Genomic DNA, 21182 nt, shown 5'->3' on the forward strand with positions numbered 1-21182 from the left:
GCATAGACCACCATCTGCCATGCCTCCTGCGTGCCCGCGCGGTGCGGGTGGGCATGGGTGGGGGGCAGGAGCTGCCCCTCGCTTGCAGCGATTTCCACCCCGCAGCCCACGCAGCGGTAAATGCCTGAATGGGGAGCGACGGCACGGGGGGGATGGATCTTGTCGAATTCAGGGTCGGTCCATGTATCAATAAACTGCGCGGACTGGTACAGGGCCATCCCGTTACTCCATAATTTCCCATCAGTTGCCATACGCGGGGGCGGGACCGCAGGAACCCTGTCTGGCATGCATGATCTGGTACGCCACCATATATGGTAACGACCCATGAGTTTCGCCATGGATCGTGCGCACAGGCAACGGATCAGGCAAGGGAAAGTACAGGATCGGCCAGATAATTAAATTGATGCAGCCCCTAATCAGGGGAGCGGAGCGTGACTGACTGATCAATTGTCTGTGTAACGATGGCGTTCAGCCCGCCATGGGCCGCCACCCACTGGAACGGGTCGGCATCGTTATTGAATGTCGGGTCAAGCTGGTCGTTATGGACCGTGGCATAGGCCTGGAAATATAGGTCGGGCCGGGCGGGAATGGTGTCCATTGTCCACGTCCAGTCATCCGACAGCACGGCGGTCGCACCCAGTGTCGCGCAGGGATGCGCGTGGGACAGGGTAACGGCACCCGTGGTCATGAGGGCGGCCTGCGGGCGGTGATAGCCGGGGTCCCCGCCAATATCTTCCATCTGGAGCTGCCGCCTGCGGGTTTCTTCCGCAGGCGATATGTCGCGCCAGCCATCGCCATCGGGCATGGCATGCGCGCGGTCGAGCGGGTCGGATGCCGGGCCAAAGGCATGCCCGGCATAATTCAGCACCGTCCCGGCAGGCACCCGCACAGGCTGCCGTACCGGCGTATCCTGCACGAAGCTGTCTTCTACCGTATGGCGTTCCAGACAGAGCTGGATGGTCCCTCCCGCCCATGCGGGATGGGCGGCGATGGTAAGGCACGCGCAGGCGGCCCCGAGGCGGGCCGCCATGCGCGACCACCTGCCGCGTATGGCATGGTCACACCGCCCCCCGGCAGGGAAGGCGGTGGACCGGGACCGACATTGCATGACGAAGGACCGCCGGCAGGCCGGTTACTTTAGTGGGTGGCCTTTTTCTTGGGCGCGGTGGCAGGCGTGCCCGCCGGGGTGCCGACCATGTCTTCGGATACGAAGCGGATGGTGTTCTGCGCATCCTGCAGCGCGTTGTCGGCGCTCTTCACATCATTGCCTGCCAGCAGGTTGCTGGCGCGATAGACATCGCTGGCGCTGGCGTCGAGCGGGGCGATGGCCAGCACGAAGTCAACATCCACCGCCGCGACCTGCAGGTTCTGCGCCGCCTGTGCGGGCTTGCCCTTGTTCAGGCTGGCATTGGCGGTGGCGACCGCCGTGCTCTTGGACGAGGTGGGTTCGAGGTCCTCGGTCACGATGTATTCGCCATCAATCGGCAGCCAGGCAACCGGCTGGGTGGCGTTGGCGGCGGGCGGGTGCGCACCGGCCGGGGCCTTGCGGGGGGCGGTCAGCTCGGCTTCCGCCTTCATGAACAGCTTGTCGTCCTTCTTGGCGCGCGTCAGGGCGTTATTGGCGTCGGACAGCAGCTTGCGTGCGCCAGCGGTGTCGTTATTGGCCAGCGCCGTGCGGGCCAGGGCGATATCATCAAACGCGCGGCTGCCATCGGCCGACAGCTTGGCGAAGTCACGGTTGACCGCGCGCCCGGCGGAAGGGGTGGCGTGGGCGGCGCCGATTGCCGTGCCAAGCATGAGCAGGCCCGCAGGCAGTAAGGCGATTTTCTTCATGGATTCATACTCCAGTATCTGTCACATGCATCATTGCTTGCCCTTTCCCGTAACAAAAGATGTAGCTGCGCAATGCCGCTGCCCTGTCCCCGCATGTCAGGCCGGGCAGGCAGGTAATGCAAAATGCGGTCTGGTCATGTATTCGCCATGCGGTAGTATGAAGATGTGCCGTTCCCATCTGGAACGTGCTGTCTATCAAGGAATGAACCATGTCTGAATGTGCACCGAAATGTCCCGCCAAGACCCCCTGCCTGAAGGGGATTCTGGTTCTGGGCGCGATCACCGGCCTGATCGTGTATTTCCTCAAGAAGAAGAAGTGCAACGGCTGATTGGCCATAATGCCGTGTCGGTCATGCCCCAGCGGGGCGTGACCGCACAGCCCCCGCGTGCCTGCGCGCATGGTGGCGCATAGGTCCGCCATGACCGACCAGCAGGCCCATCGCCGCATTATCCATGTGGATATGGATGCCTTCTATGCCTCGGTCGAACAGCGCGACAATCCCGCCCTGCGCGGCAGGCCGCTTGCGGTCGGGGGCAACGGGCGGCGGGGTGTCGTGGCCGCGGCCAGTTACGAAGCCCGGCGTTTCGGGGTCCGTTCGGCCATGCCATCGGTCACCGCGCTGCGCAAATGCCCTGATCTTGTATTTGTGCCGCCGCGTTTTGATGTGTACCGGGCCATCTCGGCACAGGTGCATGCGATATTTGCCCGCTTCACCACCCTGATCCAGCCGCTTTCGCTTGATGAAGCCTATCTGGATGTAACCCGGCCGCTCCAGCCCTTTCCTTCCGCCACCGCGCTGGCCACCGCCATCCGCGCCCAGATCCGCGATGAGACGGGGCTGAGTGCCTCCGCAGGCGTGTCCTACAACAAATTCCTGGCCAAGCTGGCATCGGACTATCGCAAGCCCGATGGCCTGTTCGTGATTACGCCGCGCATGGGGCCGGATTTTGTGGCTGGCCTGCCGGTTGAGGAATTTCACGGCATCGGCCCCGCCACCGCCGCGCGCATGCACGCGCTGGGCATCCGCACCGGGCTTGACCTGCGCCGCCAGCCCCTGTCACGGCTGCTGCGGCATTTTGGCAAGGCGGCGGATTTTTACTACGGCATCGCCCGTGGCATGGATGACCGCCCCGTTGAACCCAACCGGCCGCGCCGCTCGGTGGGGGGAGAGCGGACATATGATGCCGACCTGCATGACTGGCCAGCGGTACAGGCCTGCATGACCGCGCTGGCGGAACTGGTGTGGGGGCGGTGCCGCGCACGCCACCTGACGGGCGTGACCGTAACCATAAAGGTCAAATATAACGATTTCAGGCAGATCGTGCGCGGGCGCACGGCCACCGAGCCGGTGCGTGATGCCGCTGACCTGGCGGATCGCGCCATCAACCTTCTGGCCCCGTGTTTTCCGGTGCCGCGCGGTATCCGGCTGCTTGGTGTTACCGTATCGGGGTTACGGGCGGCGGGCGACGTGGCGGCTCCACGGCAACTGGCGCTGTTCAGCTAATACGCTCGCCAATACTATTCTATGGCGCGGGAAAAAGTGGCAGCGGCTGGGGTTTCAGGTCGGCGGGCAGGTATAGCGGGTGTTCCGGCCGGCCCGAGCGGCGGCTCAGGCGCATGGCGTTGACGGTAATGCCGTGCTGCTGGAGCATCCGCACCACTTCCGGCCCACGTGCCAGCAATCCCTTGAGCAACGGGGAGCCATAGGCCGCCACGACCATGTCGGCCCTGCGCGCCATGTCCAGCAGGTAGCAGTCATTATCGGGGCCGACGGGGTCGGGCACTTCCGTCAGGCGTTTCTGGTCGGTGCAGCGATAGGCGAAGGTATTGCCAACCAGAAGCGTGCCGTACCCCCATGCGCGGGCGTAACGCTGGCATTTGGCCACTGTCCGGTCATCGCCATCCTCCGTCGCGACGGAGGGGTTCATCATGAGCCACATGATCGCAGGGCGCGCCGGGTCCCATGTGCGGCTCAGGGTATAGCGGTAGCATTTGCCGGGGCCGCCGTAGATGGCGTGGCTGACCACATCATCCGACAGGCGGAGCGGGCGGGAATGGCCTACGTGGTGGCCGGGCGGCTGCTGGGCGTTCATGCGCCACATTCATACGCATGGCCGCGCGGACGTCCAGCCCGCGCGGCCATGAATTACCTGCCGGAAACCGCAGGGATCAGCGCGGCGTGCCGATCTTGTGCGGGGCCACCATCAGTTCACGGCCCTTGAGCATGCCATCCCAGTACAGGATCGGCATGACCCATTCCTTCAGCATCCACGCCAGATGGGTGGGCTTGCGGCCATCAAGCAGCCACACCGGCAGGGTGGGTTCCAGCTTGCCGCCGTAACCGAATTCGGCCAGCACGATCTTGCCGCGTTCGACCGTAAGCGGGCAAGCGCCGTAACCATCGTAGTCGGCAACCATGGGGCGGTGGTCCAGCGTCGCCAGCACGTTGACCGCCACGACCGGGGCCTGCACGCGCACGGCGGCGGCGGTCTTGGCGTTGGATGTGCCCGCGACATCACCCAGCGCGAAGACGTTCTCGAACTTCAGGTGGCGCAGCGTTGCGGGGTCAACCGCCACCCAGCCGCCATCCCCCGCAAGCGGGCTGTTCCGCACCACGTCGGGCGCGCGCTGGGGCGGGACGACATGCAGCATGTCGAATTCCGTCTCGGACGTGGTCTTGGTGCCATCAGCCCCCACGTTCTCGAACGTGGCGACGCGGTTCTTGCCATCCACCTTCGTCAGGCGGGACTTGAGCTGCAGGTCAATATGGTAGCGCTTGATGTATTCCATCAGCGCCGGCACGAATTCCTTCACCCCGAACAGCCCCGGCGTGGCGGTGTGGAAGGAGACGTTGATGTTGTCAGCCAGGCCACGGCGGCGCCATGCGTCACAGGCCAGGTACATGGCCTTCTGCGGCGCGCCTGCGCATTTGATCGGCATGGGCGGCTGGGTGAATACGGCATTGCCGCGCCCCAGTGTCTGCACGAGCTGCCAGGTGTAGGGGGCAAGGTCGTAGCGGTAGTTGGAGGTCACGCCGTTGCGGCCCAGTGTCTCGCTCAGGCCCTCGATCCCGTCCCAGTCCAGTGTAAGGCCGGTGGCGACAACCAGTACGCTGTAGCGGATGGATGACCCGTTGGAGAGATGCACGAGGTTGGAGTCAGGCTCGAACCCGGTCGCCGCCGCCTGCACCCAGTCGGCCCCCGCCGGGATCAGCTTCTTTTCGGACCGCCGGGTCTGGGACTGTTTGAACACGCCGCCGCCCACCAGCGTCCAGCCGGGCTGGTAGAAATGCGAACCCGAAGGCTCGATGATCGCAACCGTAATGCCGCCACGGCGCTTGAGGATGCTGGCCGCAGTGGACAGTCCCGCCGCACCCCCGCCAACCACGACGACATCATAGGTCAGCCCCCGCGCGGAACTGGCCAGGTTGGGGGCGGATGGTTCGGTCTGTGTCATGGTTGGTCTCCGTAATCAGGTATGAAATAGGGAATCGACGGCAAGGGACGGTCAGGATTTGCTGACCGGAATCTTGATGTAACTTACACCATTATCTTCCGGTTCGGGCAGATTGCCACCCCGCATGTTGACCTGCACGGAGGGCATGATCAGGTTGGGCAGGGAAAGCGTGGCGTCCCGCGCGGTGCGCATCTGTACGAAAGTGCTTTCGTCCACGCCGTCATGAACGTGGATGTTGCCACGCCGTTCCGCCCCGATGGTGGTCTCCCACGCGTATTCATCCCGCCCCGGCGCCATGTAATCGTGGCACAGGAAAACGCGCGTCTCGTCCGGCAGGGACAACAGCCGCCGGATCGAATGGTACAGCGTGCGCGCGTCACCACCCGGAAAATCGGCGCGCGCCGTGCCGTAATCGGGCATGAACAGCGTATCGCCAATAAAGGCGGCATCCCCGATGATATAGGCCATGTCCGCCGGGGTGTGGCCGGGCACATGCAGGGCGATGGCGGGCAGGGAACCCAGCGTGAAGCGGGCGCCGTCATGGAACAGTTCATCAAACTGCGATCCGTCGCGCGCGAAGCGGGTGCCCGCGTTGAACAGTTTGCCGAAGATGTCCTGCACGCGCAGGATGGCGTCCCCGATGCCAAGCCTGCCGCCCACGCGTTCCTGTAGCCATGGGGCGGCGGAAAGGTGGTCCGCATGCACATGGGTTTCGAGCACCCATTCCACCTTCAGCTTTTCGGCCGCGATGTAATCCACGATCTCTTGGGCGAGGTCATGGTCGGTCTTGCCCGATGCCGGGTCATAATCCATCACGCTGTCAATTATCGCGGCGCTACGGGTGGCCGGATCATGCACGACATGGGTGGCGGTAAAGGTTGGGTTGTCAAAAAATGTCCTGATAACAGGAACATGACCGTTTGCACGGCACGTTGTGATCTGGCTGGCTGCTGCCGTTATGACGGGGTCTGGCATGGAATGCCTTCCACAGTTTCGAAATTACATAATAAATGTATGTTATAAGATGGCTTGCGTCAAGGCGCGGCAGATGCAAAAGGGCAGGACATGAATACTGAGGGCAGCATACCGGCAGCCGGCCATGTGATGGACATGCGCCCGTTGCGTATTGGCGACGTGGCGCCGGACTTTCAGGCCCGCACCACGAAGGGTGAGATACGCCTGTCGGATTTCCGCGGGCGGTGGCTGGTGCTGTTTTCCCACCCGGCGGATTTCACGCCGGTCTGCACCAGTGAATTCATTGCCCTTGCCCAGGCGACCGACCGCTTCGATGCGCTGGGTTGCGCGCTGCTGGGCCTGTCGGTGGACAGCCTGTACGCGCATCTGGCGTGGCTGGACGCGATTCAGGACCGCTTCGGCGTCGAGATTCCCTTCCCACTGGTCGAGGACCCCTCCATGGCGGTGGCCCGCGCCTATGGCATGCTGGACCCGACCGCCCAGAACAGCGCCACGGTGCGCGCGACCTATGTGATCGACCCGGAGGGGACGATCCGCGCCCTGCTGTGGTACCCCATGACCGTGGGCCGCTCGGTGGAGGAACTGCTCCGCCTGGTTGCGGCCCTGCGCCGCAGCGATGAAGGGGGGGTCATGATCCCCGAAGGGTGGACGCCCGGCGATGACGTGGTCCAGCCTGTTCCGGTTACTCAGTCCGGGGTGCGCGCGGCGGGGGAAAGCTGGTTCTACAATATCTCGCCCGATACGGGCCACCCGCGCGCCCGTTAGCGCATCCGGCCAGCCAGCAGCAGGGAAAGCATGTCCGAGTCTGTATCCACGCCCACCCGTTCCTATGTCCTGACGCTGTCCTGCCCGAACCAGCCGGGTATCGTGGCCACGATCAGCCGCGCGCTGTTCGAGCTGGGCGGTGATATTGCAGGCGCCCAGCAGTTTGATGAGCGCGAAAGCCGCGTCTTTTTCATGCGCATCGTGTTCAGCCTGCCCACCGGCGGGGCGGAACTGGAAACCCTGCATGATGTGCTGTCCGGCATCGCGGCGCGGCTGGACATGAAATGGGCCCTGCGTGAAAGTGCGCGCCCCACGCGCACCGTCATCATGGTCTCGCGTTTCGACCACTGTCTTGTGGACCTCCTGTACCGCTGGCGGATCGGGGAACTGGCCATCGAGCCGGTAGCCATCATCTCCAACCACCCGCGTGAGACATTCGCCCATATCAGCCTTGAGGGAATCCCCTTCCATTACCTGCCGGTTTCCGCCGCGACCCGGGCCGAGCAGGAAGCGCGGATAGAACATGTGGTGCGGGATACCGGGGCGGAACTGGTGGTGCTGGCGCGCTACATGCAGATCCTGTCCGACCAGATGAGCGTGTGGCTTGCGGGGCGGTGCATCAATATCCACCATTCCTTCCTGCCCGGTTTCAAGGGCGCGCGGCCCTATCATCAGGCCTTTGCGCGTGGGGTGAAGCTGATCGGGGCGACCGCCCATTTCGTGACGCCCGATCTGGATGAAGGCCCGATCATCGAACAGGATGTCGAGCGGATCACCCATGCCGACAGCCCCGATGACCTGATCCGCAAGGGGCGCGACATCGAGCGCCGGGTGCTGGCCCGCGCCGTGCGTTACTTTACCGAGCGGCGCGTCATCCCCAACGGCCACAAGACGATCGTGTTCAGCCCATGATGTCCGACGGAAACGAAAGCCCCGCGTCACAGGATCATGACACCACGCGTACCGACGCCATGCCCGACCCGGACATGCAGTGCGCCGGCTTCCGGCAGGCGCGGCTGGCGCGCAAGACCGCGCTGATCGAGGATTATGTCGAACTGATCGACGACCTCCTCAATGATGGGCAGGAAGCCCGGCAGGTCGATATCGCCGCGCGGCTGGGCGTATCACAGCCCACCGTGGCCAAGATGCTGGTGCGGCTGGAGGCCGACGGGCTGGTCACGCGCCGCCCCTATCGCGGCATCTTCTTGACCGAGGCGGGCCATGACATGGCGCGGCAGAGCCGTGAGCGGCACCATACGGTCGAACGCTTCCTGCGCGCGCTGGGCGTGAGCGAGGCCAATGCCCGCATCGACGCCGAAGGGATGGAGCATTACGTGGGCACGGAAACGCTGGACGCCTTCCGTCACGCGCTGGATGCCGGGTTGGCCGATTTTCTGGAAAGCAGCCTGAAAAACAACTGACTGATAAAAGTCATCAGGACTTCCGGTTTTTTACACAGATGACGTGTCCTGAAGTATTTTGAAAAAAGCTTCACCGGAAACTTCCTTATGATTTGCGGGATGTCCCAAAGGCAGGCCGGAAAGAAATGCCGCGACTGACCCATTGCCGGAAGGGGAGGCCATGACCCGACGCGCAGGCTCCGCCGACCTGCCCCTGCATACGGGCCGCGTGCCCGCATGGCTTGGCCAGCGCATGGCCCGCCTTGGCGCGGTCATGACGCAGGCCATCATTCACCATTACGGGCGTGACGAGTTCCTGCGCCGCCTGGCACATCCGTTCTGGTTCCAGTCCTTTGGCGCGGTCATGGGCATGGACTGGCATTCATCGGGCATGACAACCGCCGTGATCGGCGCGCTCAAGCGCGGGCTTGCGCCACTGTCGGATGAGCTGGGGCTGTATGTATGCGGCGGTCGCGGTCGCCATTCCCGCCGTACGCCTGATGAACTGCTGGATGTAGGTCACGCCACCGGCCTTGACGCGACCCCGCTAGTGGCGACGAGCCGCATGGTGGCCAAGGTGGACAGCGCCGCCGTGCAGGACGGGTTCGACCTGTACCTGCATGGCTTCGTGGTGGCGGCGGACGGGCGGTGGACGGTCATCCAGCAGGGCATGCACACCGGGCGGCGCATGGCCCGCCGCTATCACTGGCTGTCCGAAGGGCTGGACAGTTTTGTCGAGGCCCCGCATGCCGCCATTGATGGCCGCGCCACGGGCAGCGCGATCCTGAACCTGACGGACAGGCGGGCCGGGGCCTCACGCCAGGGGCAGATGACCGTCCTGCACGAGATGGGGCCGGACCGGCTGACCCATGAGCTCATGCGGATCGAGGGCGTGCCCCCGCCGCCCGCCCCGGCGCAGGGGGAACTGCCGCACCTGCTGATGCCCGCCCGCCATGATGTCCGGCCGGTGGATGTGAACATGCGCCGCCTGCATGGCGCGCTGGCGGCGGCGGCGGAAGCCGGGCCACGGGATTTTTCCGACCTGCTGCGCGTGCCGGGCGTGGGTGCCCGCACCGTGCGGGCGCTGGCGCTGGTGGCCGAGGTGGTGCATGGCGCGCCGTGCCGCTTTTCCGACCCGGCGCGGTTTTCACTGGCGCATGGGGGCAAGGATCGCCACCCCTATCCGGTGCCGGTTGCGGTTTATGACCGTACCCTGTCGGTCATGAAGGCGGCGGTTACGGCGGCGCGGCTGGGGCGGGAGGAACGGCTGGACGCCATCCGGCGCCTCGACAGTGCGGCAAGGCGGCTGGAGCGGGATGCAACGGGACCATCCTTCGCCACCGTGATGGCCGATGAGCGCGCCCGTTCGCACGAATATGGGGGGCGATCGGTCTTCGGTTATGAACCACCGCCGCCCCGCCCGGTTTCAGAAGGGCAGGTGGACTGGGTCATGCGCCATGATGGCAAGCCACGCGACCAGAAGGAATCCGACCACGATGCGCGCCATAAGGCGGGGTAAGGGGGCATGTGACATGCGGGTATGATACCGGGGCAAATGCGGCGGAACTGCGGTTGACCCAGCCCGCCAGCCCGAACAGCCCAGCGCCATGCCAGAGAGGCCGCATTATTCATGACACCACCCGACAACAGCCTGCCCACGCCCCCGCAGCCAGCCCATACGGCCGATACGGGGCGTGAGGCCGCGCTGCACCGTTACCGCCGCAGGCCCATTGCCTTCATGCTGCATTACGTGCGGCGGCATGGCCGGGGTCATGCCACCATCATCGGTGCGATCATGGTGGCGGTTGCGTGCAACGTGGGCATATCCGCCATCATCCGCCACCTGGTCAACGGTATGTCGGAAGGGCAGCAGGGGCGCGAGGCCATATGGGTTTCCATTGTCCTGTTCTGCCTGACCATCATCTGTGACAACGCGGCCTGGCGGCTGGCGGGGTGGACGGCATCAGGCGTGATCGTGCGGGTTGGCGGTGATGTGCGCCATGACCTGTTCCGCTACCTGACGGGGCATGCCAGCACCTATTTTGCCGAGCGGCTGTCCGGCGCGCTGGCGGCGCGGGTCTCGGCTGCGGCGGCGGCCGTGGAATCGCTGGAGAACATGGCGGCGTGGAACCTGTTGCCCGCCGGTCTGAACCTGCTGCTGGCCATTGCGACGCTGGGCACGGTCAGCCCGTGGATGGCGCTGGCGCTGGTGGCCATGACCATGGGGGTGGGGTTCGTGATCTACCGTCTGGCCGGGCGCGGGCAGGGGCTGCACCTGTCCTATGCCCGTGAGGCGGCGGAGGTGGATGGCGAGATGCTTGACGTGGTGCAGAACCTGCCGCTGGTGCGCGCCTATGGCATGATCGGTGCGGAACACGCCCGCATGCGCCAGCGCATTGGCGGTGAGACCGGCATGCACACCCGCTCGCTGCGCTACATGGAAAAGCTGCGCATGATCCATTCCTTCGTCACCGCGTTCATGACCACGGGGCTGCTGGTATGGGCCGTGCTGCTGTGGCGCATGCACCGCGCCACCACTGGCGATGTGGTGATGGTGACGACACTGGGCTTCCTGATCCTGAACTGCACGCGCGACTTCGCCTTTTCCATGGTGGAGGCCATGAAGCACGTCACCCGCCTGGCGGAGACGCTGGATCACCTGCTGGCCCCGCACGAGCGCAGCGGGGTGGCGGAGACGGTCATGCTGTCCCCTGCCGGGGGGCGGGGGCATGTCCGGCTGCGTGATGTCAGCTTCGCCTATCCCGGTGGCGCGCCCGTGCTGTCGCATTTCAATCTCGATATCCCGGCGGGCGCCCGCATCGGGCTGGTGGGGGTGTCCGGTTCGGGCAAGAGCACCGTGCTGGCCCTGCTGCAGCGCCAGCGTTTCGTGCAGGAAGGCGCGGTCGAGATTGATGGCGTCAATATCCTTGAACTGGATGACGCCAGCCTGCGCGCCAGCATGGCGGTGGTGCCGCAGGATGTGTACCTGCTGCGCCGCTCCGTGCGCGAGAACATCCGCTACGGTCGCCCCGATGCGACCGAGGCCGAAGTCACGGCGGCGGCGGAGGCGGCGGGCTGCGCCAGTTTCATCGCGGCCATGCCCGCCGGGTTTGATACGATCGTGGGGGAACGCGGGGTGATGCTGTCTGGCGGGCAGCGCCAGCGCATCGCCATTGCAAGGGCGTTCCTGCGCAATGCGCCGGTACTGATCCTTGATGAGGCGACCAGCGCGCTTGATGGGGAAAGCGAGCGCCATGTCCATGCCGCGCTGGAGCGGCTGATGGTGGGGCGCACCGTCATTGCGGTTGCGCACAGGCTGTCCACCCTGCGCGGGTTTGACCGGATCGTGGTGATGGAACAGGGGCGCATTGCCCAGCAGGGCAGCATGGCGGAACTTGAACGCGTACCCGGCCCCTATCGTGACCGGCTGCTGGCCGGTGCGCGCACCCTGCCGGGTTAAGGTGGCGGCGGCGCGCCGTCAGGCCGGGCGGGGGGCGTGGCATCGGCGGGCGGGCTCATGTCGATCAGGCGCGCAACGGCGGTGCGGGTGCTGAGCAGCCCGTGCGTGGCCTGCCCCCGGTCATCGGGCATGGCCTGCTGCGGGGTCATGAACAGCATGCCCTGCGGGAAGGCGAGCAGGATACGCCTGCGGCGCAGGAAGTTCATGCCCAGCACGTTGTAGGTGGTCTTCTCGATATTGACATCAAGCGGCAGGTCACGCCACGCGCCGATCGTGACATTGTCAAAATGGTGCCGGTGCCCCGTCAGGATACGCCCTGCGTTGGTGCGCACGTTCATGTCCTGATGGAGGATCGCCCCGCTCAGCCCGATCGTGCGCGCGACCTTGCGCGTGAGGGAGGACATGTCCGCCCCCGGCTCGATTTCCATCCGCACCGGATGCTCCCCGATCTGTACGGTAATGCCGGTCAGCCGTCTGGTTGTGTCAGGCAGCAGGGGGGTGCCCATGGCGTCCGCGCCCAGCCAGTTTGCGTTGGGTGTACATTCCGGCGTGTCCGTGGTCAGGAACAGGACCATCCGCCGGGCGGGAAAATCAAACAATACGTTGTAATTGCTTAATATATCATACCCGATAATGCCAAGAACCGGCTGGTCGTTGATCTGGGGCCTGCCTATGCCCTCCATCACGGCGGGTATGCCCTGCGCGGTGCCGTTGCTTATGCGCAGTTCGTTCAGGACCGTGGTGTAGGTCTTGCCCGTGCCCGCGATGGTCTGGATGCGGATTGTGGATTCCACGGGGAAATCATAGGGGGAACCGGCGTAAACGCCCATCCGCCCCTGTGTCACGCTGACATAGGACAGCCCGCTTGTAGCGTTGAATGTGGCGGGAATGATGGGGCTGCCGCTGTTGGTCAGCAGGGGGGCTGCGATGACATGCGCCAGGCAGGCTTCCGGCAGGCCATAGAGCTGCGCGGGCGCTGGCGGGGTGGCATGGCGTGGGGCGGCGTGCGCGGGCGGGCAGGCCAGAACCGTCATGGCCAGAGCCAGCAGGGCCAGCGCGGCCATGGGGCGGCTGACAGGGGTGGCGGCGCTAGCCGGGCTGGCCCGCCGTGGTGCCCGTGTGCCCGGTCTGCGTGTCAGGCGGGGCTTCAGTGTGGTCAAAGCGGCTGTAATCAACGGTTATCCGCCCATCCGGCCCTGCGTTTATGATATCCACGAAACGGTGATTATACAGCATGCGGTCAAATCCGTAAGCCGAGCGCGCGAATACACTCTGGCCCGAGGCTTCGTCCGTTCCGGTCAGGCTGACGATGATTTCAGCCTCCTCGGCCGAAAGGTCATGTTCCGTCATGCCATAAAGCGGGCTGTGTTCATTGATGATGTGGGTGGGCGTGCAGGTAAAACGCAGCACGGGAATATGGGACTGTTGCAGCGGCAGCGGGTCGAACTGCCGCACCACCCGCCCGCTGGGCGTGCGGATGAGCCGGGCCAGCGCGAATTCCACATCAACCGACAGGATCGGGCTGCGCCTGCAGTTCGCGATGCGGATGTCGAGGTGAAGCTGGCTTCCCTCGGCCAGGATTAGCGCCTTGCGGCTGAACATGACCCGGGCGCGGGGGCGCGAAAAGCGTGCGAAGATCAGCCCCGTAGCCAGGGCATTGATCATCATGCCCCCCAGCACTTCCACCGTCGCCAGCAGGTTGGCGGTGTGGCTGACAGGGGTCATGCCGCCATAGCCCACCGTGGAGAGCGTCTGCACGCTGAAAAAGAAATAATCGGCGAAGTTGCCGGGGTGCGCGCCGGTTATGCCGCTGCCATCGGCCATGTAGAGCAGGGCGAACACCAGATTGACCCCGACATACAGGATCAGGGAGCCATAAAAGAATGTACTCCATGGGGCGGTGAGCGCGTGATGGTAGAAATCCGACCAGATCCGGTCCACCTGCCCCACGCGTATGATGGCGTCATGCCCGTGATCTTCCACCCGGTGGGCACGGAATGGTCGTGCCCCCGCCGGGCCGGTAGATTCGTGGGGAGGCGCGGCATTCCGGGCCATGGTGTTCCTGTCCGCACATCATGAGGCATCAGGATCATGCTGACCTGACAAGTTTTGTAATATTACAGATGTGTCAGTGGGGCAATGTGCCCGGTGATGGACAGGGCCGTGCGGGATTTGCATATCCATGCCATCTGGCAGGCAGGAGGGAACACATGACGGAACTGACGCCCGAACGGATGGAACATATGGCCACCACGCTGGAGGGGAGCGGCCGCTACCGCGTCCTGCGCCCGCTGGAGGCACGGGTGCTGGACGCTTACCCATCCACACCGGGCACGCGGCTGGGCATGTTCCTTGACCTTGAGACAACGGGCCTGAGCGCGGCGAAGGACGAGATCATCGAATTCGGGATCGTACCGTTCGTCTATACGCTGGAGGGGAAGATCCTCGGGACGCTGGAGCCTTTCAGCCGCCTGCGCGAACCGTCATGCCCCATTCCCGCGCAGATTACGGCGCTGACCGGCATCACCCCCGAAATGGTGGCGGGCCAGTCCGTCACGCCCGAGGAAGTGGCGGGATTTGTCGCGCCCGCCTCCCTGATTATCGCACATAATGCATCTTTTGACCGCAAGTTTGCCGAGCGGTTCAGCCCCGTCTTCACCACCAAGCCATGGGCATGTTCCATGCGGGATGTGGACTGGGCGGCGGAGGGGTACGAAGGGCGCAAACTGTCCTATCTAGGCATGCAGGCGGGGTTCTGGTTCGACGGGCATCGCGCAACGGATGACTGCCAGGCGGGCATTGCCATACTTGACCGGGTCCTGCCGGTTTCGGGCCGCCCGGCGCTGGCGGCGCTGCTGGAAAATGCGCGGCAGATACGCTGCCGCATCTGGGCTGAAAATGCGCCCTATGAATACAAGGACATGCTGCGCCAGCGTGGCTACCGCTGGAATGATGGAACGGATGGCAACCCGCGCGCATGGTCGATCTCCCTGCCCGAAGCGGAGGTGGAGGGGGAGCTGGCCTTCCTCTCGGCCGAGGTGTACGCGCGCCCCGTCGAACTGCCGGTAACCCGCATTACCCCATGGGACCGCTTTTCCACTCGGTGCTGAGGGGAGCGGGCGCGCCTGAAAACTCTTTTTTCATATTTTCATGAAACAACGTGAGCTACGGAAAACGGTGCGGGATGCCCGGGCTGGCGCGCGTATGGGAATGTGAAAAATGAGCAACCTTGGGAATGCGTATTTTGATACAGGCAATACGATCACGCAAAGCGGGTCGTACACGCTGGCGCCAGTTGCGATTCTGGGCGCTGCGGGAAATGCCGAGGTTGATATCACCTCCGCCGATGGCAGCCCGGTTACGGCGAGCGTCTCCCTCAACGGGCTGCTTGATACATCCGTCACGGCGCTCAGCACCTATACCGTCACGGCGGAAAAGAACACATATGTCACGGTCACGACCGGTGCCGTGTCCCTTGGCACCCATGTTGTCGTAAATGCCGATGGCGGCAGCGCCAACCTGGCCGGTGGCCTGCTGGAGGCCGTGTCGGGCATTACGGTCAACATATCCAATGGCGGGATGTTTGACGGTAACGGCATGATTTCAGCCGCCAGCGCGCTGACACTCAACTTTCAGGATGGTGGCGGCACGCTGAACCTCGTGGGGTCCAGTGACGGGCTGGCGCTGCTTGACGGCGCCAGCATAAACGGGTTTGGCGCCGGGGATAACATCATTGTTGAAAGTAACGGCGCCACGGCCACCATATCGGATGTCAGTTATGACGGCCTGTTCAATACATCCACCATAACATTCTCCAACGGCGATACGCTGGAACTGAACGGGGAATATCAGGATACCGACCCCGATGCGGACAACTACCTTGCAACCGTTGCGGACACCCAGGGCATGGGCACGGTCCTGGTGTGTTTCCTGCCCGGCTCCATGGTCCGCACCGCGCGTGGCGAGGTCGCCATTGAAGACATCAGGGTAGGGGACGAGGTTCTTGTCCTGGAGGAAGGGGCGGAGGTTTTCCATCCCGTAAGCTGGGTGGGCATGCAGTCGGTAACCGTGCGGCCGGGGCTTTACCCCGATGAGGCCGGTTATCCCGTGCGTATTGTTCGCGACGCGATTGCCGCGGGCGTTCCGTACAAGGACATGCTGGTTACGCCCGAACACTGCCTGTTCATGCAGGGGCGTTTTGTTCCGGTCCGCATGCTGGTCAACAACCGCACCATTTATTATGACCGGGATATTACCTCATATACTTACTACCATCTGGAAACGGGGCATCATTCCGTCATCACGGTGGATGGTGTCCTGACTGAAAGCTATCTGGATACGGGTAACCGCCATGGTTTCCGGCAGCCGGGGCCGGTTGTGGGCTTTCCGGGGCGGGAGAAGACATGGGCTGCGGATAGCGCCGCGCCGCTGGATGTGTCGGCCGGTTTTGTCAGGCCGATCTTTGACGCCATTGCCGCGCGTGCGCGCGACCATGACATTGCCCCCCATGGCCCGGCCATGGAAACCACGGCGGATGCCGACCTGCATCTTGTAACGGATTCCGGCACGGTCCTGCGCTGCATGCACCATGCAAGCGGATTTGCCTTTTTCATGGTCCCGCCCGGCGTGCAGATGGTGCGGGTCATGTCACGCACCAGCCGCCCGTCCGATACGGTTGGCCCCTATGTGGATGACCGCCGTCATTTTGGTGTGCTGATACAGGATATACAACTGTTTGAAGGCAATGTCGGGCGTTCCATCGCAACGCATCTTGCACCCGACGTGCCCGATGGATGGTACGCAGGCGAAAGCACGGCCAGCCGCTGGACCAACGGGCGGGCATTGCTGGAACTGGGGCCGCGTTATCCGGCATCCATCGGCCTGCTCTGCATGCAGGTGCGTGTTGCCGGTCCCTATCCCCTTGTGGTGGAGGGGGAAGCGGACGATGGCCTGACACGCCTTACGGCCTGAAAGCGCGGGTTGCCGTGTTCCATGCGGGGATTTGTGGTCCATCCCCTGGCTGGCGGCAGGATTAAAGCCGTAACCTCATTTCTGACAGGAGATCGGGCAGGTAAATCGTATTACAGGGTCAAGGGTTGAAATGAAGCGTTATAATTGCTCGGTCGTGGTCTGCGCCCGGTGGGAAAAGCCATATATACTTGAATGGATCACCTATTATAAATCCATCGGCTACGATCACATCTACCTGTACTGCAATGATGACAGCCCGGAGGAACTTTATCGGGAGATCCTGCCGTTCATTGTGGGGCGCGACCCCTTTGTCACCTTCATACATTTCAGGGTGCAGGGCTTCCAGCAGCAGATGTACCTGCATTTCCTGACCAATTACCACCATGAAACGGAATGGGTCAGTTTTTTCGATGTTGATGAATTCCTGACCATTCCCGCATTCCGTGATGTTGATGATCTGGTCGCCCATTACCCGGAGGCTGACTGCATCCTGTTTTACTGGATCGTGTTCGGCCATAACGGCCATGAAACCAACCCGCCGGGGTCTGTTCTGGAAAATTACAGGCGCAGGGCCACCGGTGTTAATGAATACACCAAGTATATATGCCGCACGGCATGCCTGCTGGATGACAGGATTTTCTCACCCGAGGGGTTCGGGTTCTGGCACAACCCGGCCAGCCACGCCTATGGGGAGATCAGGGTCGTGGATGTCCTGCACCGGCGGGATACCAGCGTAAATACCCTGTCCGCCCGGGAAATGGAGCTTGTTGAACATACGGCCAGCGTCCATCACTACATGATCAAGTCACGCGATTACCTGAAACACCGCATACGGCGTGGAACAGGTGGCGCGTTTTCCGGTCAGGTCATATGGGATGAAACGGAACAGGGCAGGAAGGATGCGCTGGAAGACTCCCTGCGCCGGTTCAATGCGGCGGAAAATACATCGCTGTGCAATTACTGGCATGACATGGCCCGCAGCGCGGGGGACATAACGGTGCCCCCCATGGTGGCGGGCAGGATCATTTCCGTAAACAGGCCGTGCGAGCAGAGCAGTACCAGCGCATGGTCCATTGGCGATGATACCCGATCTGATGCGGGCAACGCCGTCAACGGCGTTATCAACGGCCTTGCGAAATTCCATACGGATATTGAAGAAAATCCATGGTGGCAGGTCGATCTGGGGGGCCTGTACAGGATCGAGGACATACTCATTTACAATATCATCGCCCCCCCACGGCAGCGGTGCCGGAATATCCGCATGGAATATTCCGGCGATGGTAAGAATTTCCGTTTCGGGTTTGAAAAAATGGATGACTGCCCCGTCGGGAACCTGGCGACGGGGCCGTACCATGTGCGGACATCCCTTACGGCCCGCTTCATCCGCCTGACCCTGATCGGGCGGGATTTCTTCCATCTCGACCAGGTCGAGATATATGGGGAGCCATGCGGGGCGGCCTGACGTAAGGCAATCCCGCCGCTCCCCTTTGCCAATACGCGCGGCATGGCAGGTCAGGGGAGTGTTCCGTCCCTGCCATGCGATGTGCCTTATCTTTCCAGTGTGGGGGACATGATGGGGCGTGTCAGGTTCTCATCAGGGTCGGGTCCGTGGGTGTGGGGCGGGGGCACGTCCCCTGTGGCGGGGGCATTATGCAGCCCGGAATACTGGAGCGGATCGACCGAAAACAGGCTGTTGGGGGCCGGAAGCCGCGTTGCGTCCCATCCACCGCCACATGCCCGGATCAGCCCGACCTGTGCCTGCAGGTAGCGGGTCTGGACCTCCACCTGCTGTATGCGGGCGTCAAGCGTGCTGACCTGCGCGATCAGCACGTCCAGATAGCTGGCAAGCCCACCCTTGTACAGGTTCATCGTAATGTCCTGCGTCTGGCTGGCGGCCCCCACGGCCGCGCGCAGGCGGTTGTTTTCACTATCAAGCCGGTTGGTGCGCGACAGCCCGTCCTCCACATCACGGAAGGCGGTCAGTACCGTCATGCGGTAATGGTCGCGTGTCTCACGGTAGGCGGACCAGCTCTGTTGCAGTTCGGCCCGGCGCAGCCCGCCTTCGAACACCGGCATGGTCACCGTCGCGCCATAGGTCCACATGCTGTTGGCAAGGTTGGCCAGATTGAACCCGTTGTCACTGAACCCGCCATCCATGTGAAAGGAGACATGCGGGTAAAAGGATGCCCGCGCGATCCCGATGGCCCGGTTGGCCTGTGCCATCTGCCGTTCCGCCATGGCGACATCCGGCCTGCGCTCCAGCAGTTCCGATGGCATGCCCGTTTTCAGCGCGAAGCGGTTGGTGTTCAGGTGGCTGTCCGGCTCGATGTGGAAGGATGAAGGGGCGACATTGACCAGCACGGCAATGGCATGTTCCATCACCTCACGCTCGGCCTGTATATCGAGCAGGCGGGCCTGCGTGGTGTAGAGCTGGTTTTCGGCACGCGCCACATCCAGCCGCGATGCCGCCTGATCGGCCAGGCGTGTCTGCGTCATCCGCAGGGAGTCCTGATAATACCCGATCGACTGGCCATAGATGGCCGCCTGCGCATCAAGCCCGCGCAGGGTGAAATAATCACTGGCCAGCTCGGCCTGCAGGCTGAGCCGCGCATTGGCGTATTCGGCGGCCTGTTCCTGTGCATAATCCTTCTGCAACCGTACGCGGTTACGGATGGAGGACCAGAAATCAGGCTCCCACGACGCCATGCCGCCATAGAATTCGTCTGAATCGGTAATGGGGCCTTTATAGCGGAACAGCCGCTCGGCCGAGCTTTTGTTGTTGCTGCCGCCAAAGGCGATCCCGAAATGCGGCAGCAGGTCGGCCCGTGCCTCGCTTACGATGGTGCGCGCCTGCACGAAGCGTTCGGCGGCCGCCTGCAGGTCTCCGTTATGTTCGGTGGCCTGTGCCTCCAGCGTGTCCAGTTGCGGGTCAGCAAAGGTTGTCCACCAGTCGGGGCGGATGCTGTCATCCATCGGGTGCGCCACCGCGAACGGGGCCTGCCCCTGCCATGTGGCGGGAATGACATAATGCGGCGCGTGATAGACGGGTGCCAGGTCGCACCCCGCCAGTGACAGCAGTGAAAGGACACAGGCCCCGCCCATGGGTACGGAGCGGCGGATGTCTGGCGCCATCATTCATCGTCCTTTTCGGATACGTCGTTGCTGTATCCGGCCATGGGCTGGACAACATGCACCTTTTCGCCCTCCAGCAGGTCGGCGGGCGGGTTGTCGATGATCCGGTCGGCAGGCGTGATGCCGGAGAGGACCTGCGTCGCCCCATCGCCCATGCGGCCCACCGCAATGTCACGGAAATGCGCGACATTCTGCCCATCGACCACCGCGACCTGCATGCCGTGTTCCTGAAACACCAGCGCGCCGGTGGGAATGCTCAGGTGGCCCCCCTGCTCGGGCGCGCTCAGGCTCACGGCGGCAAACGTGCCCGGCCACAGGGCGTGGTCGGTGTTGTCGATAATGAACTCGCTTACACTGGTGCGGGTATCAGGGTCATAGCCGCCCGATACGGTCAGGAAGCGGGCTTCAAACACCCGGTCGGGAAACTGCGGCACATGCACGCGCGCGCGCAGGCCGGGCTGTAGGATGTAGGACATGTTTTCCGGTATGGAGACGAACAGCCGCATCTGGTGCGTGTCCGCCACGCTGAACAGTTCGCTGGCCCCGCCATTGGCGTTCAGGTTGCCGCCGCCTTCATGCACGTAGTCACCCACGTTGATGTCACGCTCGGTCACCACCCCGTCAAAGGGGGAGACGATGATCTTGAAGCGTTCAAGGGCGGCGTAGCGGTCAAGGTTGTGGCGCGCGGCTTCAAGGTCGGCCGCGGCGGATTTCTCGTTGGCGTCCTGAACCGAGACCGACTGCCCCGACACGGCCTGTGACTTGCCCATGAGCCGCCAGCGCTGGGCGGTGACTACGGCCAGGTCGTATTTCGCCTGCGAGGACTGGAGATCCGCCTGCGCCTGCGCGAACTGGGCGTCGAGGCCGGGAGTATTGATTTCAGCCAGCACGTCCCCGCTGGAAACATGCGCGCCGTAATCCTTGTACCACATCCGCACATAGCCCGAGACCTGCGGGTAGATCGGCGCTTGGTACCATGCGTCGATCGTGCCGGGCAGGTCGAGGTTGACCTGCCGTGCCTCGGCATGGGGGATGATGACCATGACATCGGGTATGGCCGCCGCCATGGCGTCCCGGCGCAGGGCGGCGGCATGGTGCACGCGCCCGACCAGCAGGTAGCCGCACCACCCGGCAAGGAGTGCCGTTCCCGCCATGATTATGGTTCTTGATGAAGTTCTGGTGGCCATGG

The 21182-nt window shown here is 63.5% G+C and carries 19 protein-coding genes; 9 read left to right on the forward strand and 10 right to left on the reverse strand.

The window, feature by feature from the left end; all coding sequences use genetic code 11:
* From DY926_RS01590 to DY926_RS01600, 3 genes are all read right to left on the reverse strand, one after another.
* On the reverse strand, window positions 1-218 hold a 218-nt coding region (locus DY926_RS01590), incomplete at its 3' end, for a hypothetical protein (RefSeq protein ID WP_186336035.1).
* A gap of 194 nt (window positions 219-412) precedes the next feature.
* Complete coding sequence (locus tag DY926_RS01595; protein ID WP_116701788.1) at window positions 413-1030, reverse strand: hypothetical protein; 618 nt, start codon at window positions 1028-1030, stop codon at window positions 413-415.
* Between the two features lie 107 nt (window positions 1031-1137).
* Window positions 1138-1833, reverse strand: coding sequence for a YfdX family protein (locus DY926_RS01600; protein WP_116701789.1), 696 nt, complete (start codon window positions 1831-1833; stop codon window positions 1138-1140).
* Between the two features lie 419 nt (window positions 1834-2252).
* Here DY926_RS01600 and dinB point away from each other — a divergent pair, with 419 nt between their 5' ends.
* Window positions 2253-3338, forward strand: coding sequence for a DNA polymerase IV (dinB, locus tag DY926_RS01605; protein ID WP_116701790.1), 1086 nt, complete (start codon window positions 2253-2255; stop codon window positions 3336-3338).
* 19 nt (window positions 3339-3357) lie between these two features.
* Here dinB and DY926_RS01610 read toward each other — a convergent pair whose 3' ends face one another.
* The 3 genes from DY926_RS01610 to DY926_RS01620 all read right to left on the reverse strand — a co-directional run bounded on the left by DY926_RS01610 (window position 3358) and on the right by DY926_RS01620 (window position 6265).
* On the reverse strand, window positions 3358-3927 hold the full coding sequence (locus tag DY926_RS01610; protein ID WP_116701864.1) for a DUF1643 domain-containing protein: 570 nt from the start codon (window positions 3925-3927) through the stop codon (window positions 3358-3360).
* A 76-nt stretch (window positions 3928-4003) separates the two neighbouring features.
* Complete coding sequence (locus tag DY926_RS01615; protein ID WP_116701791.1) at window positions 4004-5290, reverse strand: NAD(P)/FAD-dependent oxidoreductase; 1287 nt, start codon at window positions 5288-5290, stop codon at window positions 4004-4006.
* A 51-nt stretch (window positions 5291-5341) separates the two neighbouring features.
* Window positions 5342-6265, reverse strand: a complete 924-nt coding sequence (locus tag DY926_RS01620; protein WP_116701792.1) for an MBL fold metallo-hydrolase — start codon at window positions 6263-6265, stop codon at window positions 5342-5344.
* Window positions 6266-6355: 90 nt separating this feature from the next.
* Between DY926_RS01620 and DY926_RS01625 the strand changes: the two genes are divergently transcribed.
* From DY926_RS01625 to DY926_RS01645, 5 genes are all read left to right on the forward strand, one after another.
* Window positions 6356-7030: a peroxiredoxin gene (locus tag DY926_RS01625; protein WP_116701793.1), complete on the forward strand. Its 675-nt coding sequence runs from the start codon at window positions 6356-6358 to the stop codon at window positions 7028-7030.
* A 30-nt stretch (window positions 7031-7060) separates the two neighbouring features.
* Window positions 7061-7942, forward strand: coding sequence for a formyltetrahydrofolate deformylase (gene purU, locus DY926_RS01630; RefSeq protein ID WP_116701794.1), 882 nt, complete (start codon window positions 7061-7063; stop codon window positions 7940-7942).
* The gene (mntR, locus tag DY926_RS01635; protein WP_116701865.1) at window positions 7942-8451 is read left to right on the forward strand and encodes a manganese-binding transcriptional regulator MntR; all 510 of its coding nucleotides are present in this window, start codon (window positions 7942-7944) and stop codon (window positions 8449-8451) included. The genes purU and mntR overlap by 1 nt, the downstream gene beginning before the upstream one ends.
* Window positions 8452-8611: 160 nt before the next feature.
* On the forward strand, window positions 8612-9949 hold the full coding sequence (locus tag DY926_RS01640; protein WP_116701795.1) for a DUF763 domain-containing protein: 1338 nt from the start codon (window positions 8612-8614) through the stop codon (window positions 9947-9949).
* Window positions 9950-10060: 111 nt separating this feature from the next.
* Window positions 10061-11890: an ABC transporter ATP-binding protein gene (locus tag DY926_RS01645; protein WP_116701796.1), complete on the forward strand. Its 1830-nt coding sequence runs from the start codon at window positions 10061-10063 to the stop codon at window positions 11888-11890.
* Here DY926_RS01645 and DY926_RS01650 read toward each other — a convergent pair.
* Both DY926_RS01650 and DY926_RS01655 read right to left on the reverse strand, forming a co-directional pair.
* On the reverse strand, window positions 11887-13050 hold the full coding sequence (locus DY926_RS01650) for a retropepsin-like aspartic protease (RefSeq protein WP_241502997.1): 1164 nt from the start codon (window positions 13048-13050) through the stop codon (window positions 11887-11889). The genes DY926_RS01645 and DY926_RS01650 overlap by 4 nt on opposite strands.
* Window positions 12980-13945 carry an ion channel gene (locus DY926_RS01655; protein WP_116701798.1) on the reverse strand — a complete coding sequence of 322 codons (966 nt, stop codon included), beginning with the start codon at window positions 13943-13945 and terminating at the stop codon, window positions 12980-12982. The genes DY926_RS01650 and DY926_RS01655 overlap by 71 nt, the downstream gene beginning before the upstream one ends.
* 155 nt (window positions 13946-14100) lie before the next feature.
* On the opposite strand from DY926_RS01655, the gene DY926_RS01660 reads away from it, so the two are divergent.
* The 3 genes from DY926_RS01660 to DY926_RS01670 all read left to right on the forward strand — a co-directional run bounded on the left by DY926_RS01660 (window position 14101) and on the right by DY926_RS01670 (window position 18323).
* Window positions 14101-15000 carry a 3'-5' exonuclease gene (locus tag DY926_RS01660; RefSeq protein WP_116701799.1) on the forward strand — a complete coding sequence of 300 codons (900 nt, stop codon included), beginning with the start codon at window positions 14101-14103 and terminating at the stop codon, window positions 14998-15000.
* 109 nt (window positions 15001-15109) lie between these two features.
* Window positions 15110-16861: a Hint domain-containing protein gene (locus DY926_RS01665; RefSeq protein WP_116701800.1), complete on the forward strand. Its 1752-nt coding sequence runs from the start codon at window positions 15110-15112 to the stop codon at window positions 16859-16861.
* Window positions 16862-16991: 130 nt separating this feature from the next.
* The gene (locus DY926_RS01670) at window positions 16992-18323 is read left to right on the forward strand and encodes a glycosyltransferase family 2 protein (protein ID WP_116701801.1); all 1332 of its coding nucleotides are present in this window, start codon (window positions 16992-16994) and stop codon (window positions 18321-18323) included.
* A gap of 86 nt (window positions 18324-18409) precedes the next feature.
* On the opposite strand, the gene DY926_RS01675 is transcribed toward DY926_RS01670, so the two are convergent.
* Together DY926_RS01675 and DY926_RS01680 are read right to left on the reverse strand one after the other, a co-directional pair.
* Window positions 18410-19996 (reverse strand): efflux transporter outer membrane subunit, encoded by a 1587-nt coding sequence (locus DY926_RS01675; RefSeq protein ID WP_116701802.1) that lies wholly within the window; start codon window positions 19994-19996, stop codon window positions 18410-18412.
* Window positions 19993-21180, reverse strand: coding sequence for an efflux RND transporter periplasmic adaptor subunit (locus DY926_RS01680; RefSeq protein WP_116701803.1), 1188 nt, complete (start codon window positions 21178-21180; stop codon window positions 19993-19995). Before DY926_RS01680 ends, DY926_RS01675 begins: the two co-directional genes overlap by 4 nt.
* Between the last annotated feature and the right edge of the window lie 2 nt (window positions 21181-21182).

Origin of the sequence: Komagataeibacter melaceti (genome assembly GCF_003403295.1) — a bacterium.
Taxonomy (GTDB): Bacteria; Pseudomonadota; Alphaproteobacteria; order Acetobacterales; family Acetobacteraceae; genus Komagataeibacter; species Komagataeibacter melaceti.

Excerpts from the sequence above, each read along its gene's own strand:
- DY926_RS01680 (WP_116701803.1), bottom strand. The coding sequence starts at position 21,180 with ATGGCCACCAGAACTTCATCAAGAACCATAATCATGGCGGGAACGGCA.
- DY926_RS01665 (WP_116701800.1), top strand. The coding sequence starts at position 15,110 with ATGAGCAACCTTGGGAATGCGTATTTTGATACAGGCAATACGATCACG.
- DY926_RS01675 (WP_116701802.1), bottom strand. The coding sequence starts at position 19,996 with ATGATGGCGCCAGACATCCGCCGCTCCGTACCCATGGGCGGGGCCTGT.
- DY926_RS01620 (WP_116701792.1), bottom strand. The coding sequence starts at position 6,265 with ATGCCAGACCCCGTCATAACGGCAGCAGCCAGCCAGATCACAACGTGC.
- purU (WP_116701794.1), top strand. The coding sequence starts at position 7,061 with ATGTCCGAGTCTGTATCCACGCCCACCCGTTCCTATGTCCTGACGCTG.
- dinB (WP_116701790.1), top strand. The coding sequence starts at position 2,253 with ATGACCGACCAGCAGGCCCATCGCCGCATTATCCATGTGGATATGGAT.
- DY926_RS01615 (WP_116701791.1), bottom strand. The coding sequence starts at position 5,290 with ATGACACAGACCGAACCATCCGCCCCCAACCTGGCCAGTTCCGCGCGG.
- DY926_RS01600 (WP_116701789.1), bottom strand. The coding sequence starts at position 1,833 with ATGAAGAAAATCGCCTTACTGCCTGCGGGCCTGCTCATGCTTGGCACG.
- DY926_RS01610 (WP_116701864.1), bottom strand. The coding sequence starts at position 3,927 with ATGAACGCCCAGCAGCCGCCCGGCCACCACGTAGGCCATTCCCGCCCG.
- DY926_RS01645 (WP_116701796.1), top strand. The coding sequence starts at position 10,061 with ATGACACCACCCGACAACAGCCTGCCCACGCCCCCGCAGCCAGCCCAT.
- mntR (WP_116701865.1), top strand. The coding sequence starts at position 7,942 with ATGTCCGACGGAAACGAAAGCCCCGCGTCACAGGATCATGACACCACG.
- DY926_RS01595 (WP_116701788.1), bottom strand. The coding sequence starts at position 1,030 with ATGGCGGCCCGCCTCGGGGCCGCCTGCGCGTGCCTTACCATCGCCGCC.
- DY926_RS01660 (WP_116701799.1), top strand. The coding sequence starts at position 14,101 with ATGACGGAACTGACGCCCGAACGGATGGAACATATGGCCACCACGCTG.
- DY926_RS01655 (WP_116701798.1), bottom strand. The coding sequence starts at position 13,945 with ATGGCCCGGAATGCCGCGCCTCCCCACGAATCTACCGGCCCGGCGGGG.
- DY926_RS01640 (WP_116701795.1), top strand. The coding sequence starts at position 8,612 with ATGACCCGACGCGCAGGCTCCGCCGACCTGCCCCTGCATACGGGCCGC.
- DY926_RS01670 (WP_116701801.1), top strand. The coding sequence starts at position 16,992 with ATGAAGCGTTATAATTGCTCGGTCGTGGTCTGCGCCCGGTGGGAAAAG.
- DY926_RS01625 (WP_116701793.1), top strand. The coding sequence starts at position 6,356 with ATGAATACTGAGGGCAGCATACCGGCAGCCGGCCATGTGATGGACATG.